Source organism: Stenotrophomonas sp. P5_A8, assembly GCF_056400545.1.
In genome coordinates this window covers 1-4,991 of record NZ_JBFULB010000283.1, presented here as the reverse complement: position 1 = coordinate 4,991, position 4,991 = coordinate 1, and the positions used below count along the sequence as shown (strand labels likewise).

General features: G+C 68.7%; 5 protein-coding genes and 1 pseudogene. 3 read left to right on the top strand and 3 right to left on the bottom strand.

Features of this window, described 5'->3' with window-relative positions; translation table 11 throughout:
* The 3 genes from AC1DQP_RS16335 to AC1DQP_RS16325 form a co-directional block, all read left to right on the top strand.
* Positions 1 to 619, top strand: a 619-nt coding sequence (locus AC1DQP_RS16335; protein WP_478052014.1) for a DUF4198 domain-containing protein, incomplete at its 5' end; no start/stop codon positions are given.
* Positions 620 to 751: 132 nt separating this feature from the next.
* Positions 752 to 1,732, top strand: coding sequence for an FAD:protein FMN transferase (locus AC1DQP_RS16330; RefSeq protein ID WP_478052013.1), 981 nt, complete (start codon positions 752 to 754; stop codon positions 1,730 to 1,732).
* On the top strand, positions 1,729 to 3,333 hold the full coding sequence (locus AC1DQP_RS16325) for a sulfite reductase subunit alpha (protein ID WP_478052012.1): 1,605 nt from the start codon (positions 1,729 to 1,731) through the stop codon (positions 3,331 to 3,333). Before AC1DQP_RS16330 ends, AC1DQP_RS16325 begins: the two co-directional genes overlap by 4 nt.
* Before the next feature lie 160 nt (positions 3,334 to 3,493).
* On the opposite strand, the gene AC1DQP_RS16320 is transcribed toward AC1DQP_RS16325, so the two are convergent.
* From AC1DQP_RS16320 to AC1DQP_RS16310, 3 genes and pseudogenes are all read right to left on the bottom strand, one after another.
* Positions 3,494 to 4,093, bottom strand: a complete 600-nt coding sequence (locus AC1DQP_RS16320) for a HutD/Ves family protein (RefSeq protein ID WP_457320417.1) — start codon at positions 4,091 to 4,093, stop codon at positions 3,494 to 3,496.
* A gap of 23 nt (positions 4,094 to 4,116) precedes the next feature.
* Positions 4,117 to 4,836 (bottom strand): murein L,D-transpeptidase catalytic domain family protein, encoded by a 720-nt coding sequence (locus AC1DQP_RS16315; RefSeq protein WP_457320419.1) that lies wholly within the window; start codon positions 4,834 to 4,836, stop codon positions 4,117 to 4,119.
* A 26-nt stretch (positions 4,837 to 4,862) separates the two neighbouring features.
* A pseudogene (locus AC1DQP_RS16310) lies at positions 4,863 to 4,991 on the bottom strand (L,D-transpeptidase); the annotation flags it as partial.

Below are 4,991 nucleotides of genomic sequence, written 5' to 3'. Positions count from 1 at the left end.
GGTCATCACCGCGCCGGACGGCAGCACCGTGCAGCCGCAGAACGCGTCCACCGGCAAGTACCGCAGCGTCTTCGACGTGGAACTGACCCAGCAGGGCACCTACCGCCTGGCCTCGGTCAGCAGCGGCCTGTCGGCCAGCTGGGAAGAAGCCGGCAAGCCCAAGCGCTGGCGCGGCACCCCGGCCACCTTCGCCACCGAAGTGCCGAAGAAAGCCAAGAAGCTGCAGGTGTCGCAGTCGGTCAACCGCATCGAGACCTTCGTCACCAACGGCACCCCGAACGCCACCGCGCTGGCCCCCACCAAGCAGGGCATCGAGCTGGTCGCTCTGGGTCACCCCAACGACCTGGCCGCCGGCGAAGCGGCAAGCTTTCGCGTGCTGGTCGATGGCAAGCCGCGCGCCGGCCTGGCGTTCGAGATCACCCGCGGCGGCACGCGTTACCGCAACGCCCAGAATGAGATCAAGGTGAGCACCGACAAGAAGGGCGAGTTCACCGTCACCTGGCCCGAAGCCGGCATGTACTGGCTGGAAACCAGCAGCGAAGACAAGAAGACCTCGCTGAAGCAGGCCAAGACCCGTCGCCTGAACTACGTCGCCACGCTGGAAGTGCTGCCGCAGTAATCGCCCAAGGCGTTCACCGCCGCGCAGGTCACGTCCAGCCTGCGCGGTTGCCACGCCCCCTTCAGCATGGAGGGGGCCTTTCACCAGACCCTTATCGGCAATCGGGCCGACCGTGCCCGCCATGCCCACCCCATGAACAACACGGATTTCGACATCGCCAGCCTCGGTGGCCACACCATGGGCACCACCTGGCAGGTAAAGCTGGTGGTGGCGCGTACGCGCGATCTGCCTCCGCTGCACACCGGCATCCAGGCCCAGCTCGACGCCATCGTCGCGCAGATGAGCACCTGGGAAGCAGGCAGCGATATCTCACGCTTCAACCGCGCCGACAGCGGCAGCGTACATCCGCTGCCGCCCTTGTTCGCGCAGGTACTCGACGCCGCGCTGGACATCGCCGCGCGCAGCGGCGGTGCCTTCGATCCCACCGTCGGCCCGCTGGTGGCGCTGTGGGGTTTTGGCGCGCACGCCCACGCCCAGCGCATCCCCGATCCGGCGGTGCTCGCGGCCACCCGCGCGCGTTGTGGCTGGCAACGCCTGCTCTGGCGGGACCGCGCGCTGCAGCAACCCGGCGGCGTCGCGCTGGACCTGTCGGCGATCGCCAAGGGCTTCGGCGTGGACCAGGTGGGCCACTGGCTGCGCGAACAGGGCGTACGCGCGGCGCTGGTCGACGTTGGCGGCGAGCTGTACGGCTACGGTCGCAAGCCCGATGGCCAACCGTGGCGCGTGCTGGTGGAAGCCGGCCCGGAAGAAGAGGCCAGTACCGACCTGCCGCCGCGCGTGCTTGGGTTGGATGACCTGGCCGTGGCCACCTCCGGCGACCGCTGGCACCACTTCGAGCAGGACGGCGCGCAGTTCAGTCATACCCTGGACCCACGCAGCGGCGCACCGGTCACCCGTGCCGCCGCAGCCGYCACTGTGGTGGCACGCGATGCGATGCATGCCGACGGCTGGGCCACCGCGCTCACCGTGATGGGCRTCGAGCAGGGGCTGGCGTTCGCGCGCGCGCACGACCTGGCCGTGCGCTTCGTCAGTCGTGGCTCCAATGGCATTGAAGAACACATGAGCCCGGCGTTCGAACGTCTGTTCGATGTGCAGCAGGCGCCGGCCGCATGAGCCGTCCGTCGCGCGCCGTGGTCGGCAACCTGCTGGTGCTCGCCGCGTTGGCGGTGTTGGCGTGGTTGCTGTTGCGCCTGCACCTGCAGAAAGACGGGTGGCAGGGCGCGCCGCTGGCCTCGCACTGGCGCTGGGCAATCGGCAGCGTGCTCGGCTATGCCGCGCTATGCGCGCTGATCTGGTGGCGTGGGCGCCCACGCGACGATGCAGGCAGTGAAGGACAGGCACCGATCCTGCTGGTCTGGGCCAGCCAGACCGGCTTCGCCCAGCAGGTGTGCGCGCGCAGTGCCGAGGCACTGCGCGCGGCCGGCCTGCCGGTACGCATCCGGGGTCTGCACCAGATCGACAGCAACGCGTTGCAGCAGGCGACGCAGGTGTTGTTCGTGGCCAGCACCACCGGTGAAGGCGATGCACCCGATCATGCGCTGCCGTTCCTGCGCACCGTGATGTCGCAGTCGTTGGCGCTGCCCGACCTGCAGTACGGCGTGCTGGCGCTTGGTGACCGCAGTTATGGGCATTTCTGCGCGTTCGGCCATCAGTTGGATACCTGGTTGCGCCGGCAGGGTGCGCACCCGCTGTTCGACACCGTCGAGGTGGACAACGCCGATCCGGCCGCGCTGCGCCACTGGCAGCAGTTGCTTGGCCAACTTGGGGGTACGGCGACCGACCTGCCCGACTGGACCCCGGCCGAGTATCAGCACTGGCAGCTGCGCAGCCGTGCGCTGCAGAATCCCGGGAGCCCTGGCGCGGGCACCTGGGCGGTATCGCTGTTACCGGCCGACGGTGTGCTGCCGGTCTGGCAGGCGGGCGATGTGGTGGAGATCGGTCCACGCCACGCGCCGGCCGCTGTCGAGGCATGGCTGGCCGAGGCCGCATTGGACGGCTCGCAGGTGATCGACGGCGTCGCGTTGCGCGAGCATCTTGCCTGTGCGCACCTGCCGACCGCTGAAGAAACACCGTCCGCCGATGCCGCATTGCTGGTTTCCGCGCTGCGACCGCTGCCCCATCGCGAATACTCCATCGCCAGCATGCCGGTCGAAGGTGACGTGCAGCTGTTGCTGCGCCGCCAGTTGCGTCCCGATGGCACGCCCGGCCTGGGCAGCGGCTGGTTGTGCGATCACGCCGCCCTCGGTGGACGCATCGACCTGCGCTTCCGCAGCAATCCGAATTTCCACGCGCCCGCTACCGACGCACCGCTGATCCTGATCGGCAACGGCACCGGCATCGCCGGCCTGCGCGCGCACCTGCGTGCACGCAGGGATGCCGGCGCGCGGCGCAACTGGCTGCTGTTCGGCGAACGTACCGCTGCGCATGACTTCTACTTCGGCGATGAACTGCAGGCCTGGCAGCAGGCCGGCTGGATCGAGCGTCTGGATACGGTGTTCAGCCGAGACGGCGGCGAGCATCGTTACGTGCAGGACCGGCTGCAGGCCAACATCGACACGCTGTGGCAGTGGGTCCGCGACGGCGCCACGATCCTGGTCTGCGGCAGTCTGCAGGGCATGGCCCCGGCAGTGGACGACGTGATCGAACGCGCACTGGGACGCGAAGGCAAGGAAGCGTTGATCGTGGCCGGCAGGTACCGCCGCGACGTGTATTGAGCGCACCCAGTGCGCCGCAGCCGATAGGGTCGGTTCCCAAACGAACGATGACCGTGATCGGCGCGACACACGCATCATCTCCACCGAAGCCGCCTTCGCCACCGGTCAGGTCGCCACCGAACGTGGCACACGGGTATCGGTGATCGATCGGGATGCGTCCCTAACGCGGACTCAGCCGGATCGCCAGCAGCTCGCCGCCACCGCGCAACGCAAATCGCTTGCGCGCGCCAGCGGCCAGCCACGCGGTGTCACCCGCCTCCAACGGTGGCATTCCGGCCTCCCCCTCGAACGCGGCCTGGCCGGCCAGCAGGTGAATCGCCCAGGCCACCGCGGGCTCGGTGAAGAAGAACATGCTGCCCACCAACGGTCGGTGCAGTAGCGCTGCATCGAGCGTGTCGCGCCGCCACATCAGGTTGAAATCGTGGGTGAGGCCATCGACCAGCTCGCCGCTGACCTGCGCCTCGCCGGCAAAACGCAGCCGGTCGTGCGGGGGCGACAGTGTATGTACCGTGCCATCCGCGAAACGCAGACGCAGCCCTTCCCCACGCAGCAGCACCAGCTCGCGCTCGATGCCGGGGAACGCGGAAAACGCCGCGTCCTGTTCGATCTCGGCAATCGACAAGCGCACCTGCCAGCCATCATTGTCCGGCACGCGCAGGATTTCTCGGGTCCAGCCCATGCCGTTGCGCCAACGTTCGCGACGGTATTCGAAACTGGGAATGACGCGCGTGGCCGCGCTCAGGACGGTATCGGTCGACATGCCGCCATTGTGCCCCAGCACGCTCAGCCGGCGCTGCCACCGCAGTCCGGTCCGAGCAGCTGCGAGCGCGCCAGCCAGTCCTTGTCGGGGTAGTAGGCGAACACCATCGCACCGCCGCGCAGGCTGTCGATGAGCGGCTTGGCCACCGTGAGGCGTACTGCCGGGCAGCCCAGGCTACGGCCGAGGCGGCCCTGCAGGCGCGCCATGGTCGGGTTCACGTACGGCGCCCCGTGGATGACGATGGCGCGGTCGCGCGCATGGTCGTTGAAGCCCGGCTCCAGGCCTTCCAGGCGCAGCGAGTAGCCGTTGCCGCCCATGTAGGTTTCCTTGGCGGTGAACGCGCCCAGGCTGGACATGAAACTGCCGTCGCGGTTGGAGAAGTGCTCGGTCTGGTTGCCACCACTGTTGCGGCCATGCGCCACCCATTCTTCGAACAGCAGCTTCTGCCGGGCCAGGTCGAACACCCACATGCGCTGCTGGGTCGAGGGCCGCGAATAATCGATCACGCTCAGCCGGGTCGGATCGATGCCCAACTCCGGCCGACGCAGCGCACACGACATCGCCTTGGCGGCCAGCTGCAGGACCTTGCGGTCCGCGCCGGGCGCGGCGCGGGCGAGCATGTCGGCCAGCTGCGCCGGCGGCAACGTCCCGGCCGCCACTGCCGGGGCAGCCTCTACCGCGGCGGCCGACGCGGTCAGCGCCAGCCCGCACAGGGCATTCCAGGAAAAGGTGGACACACGCATCAACGGCATACCCGCAGGACCCATGCCTACAAGGTGGACCCGCCAGCGTCGGATTCCAACACCGGCTGCAGGTTCTGTTCATCGGCCTCCGGACGCACCGCCGGCAGGCTGGTGACCAGCAGGGTGGTGCCCGGCACCAGCGCCTTGTAGAGCTG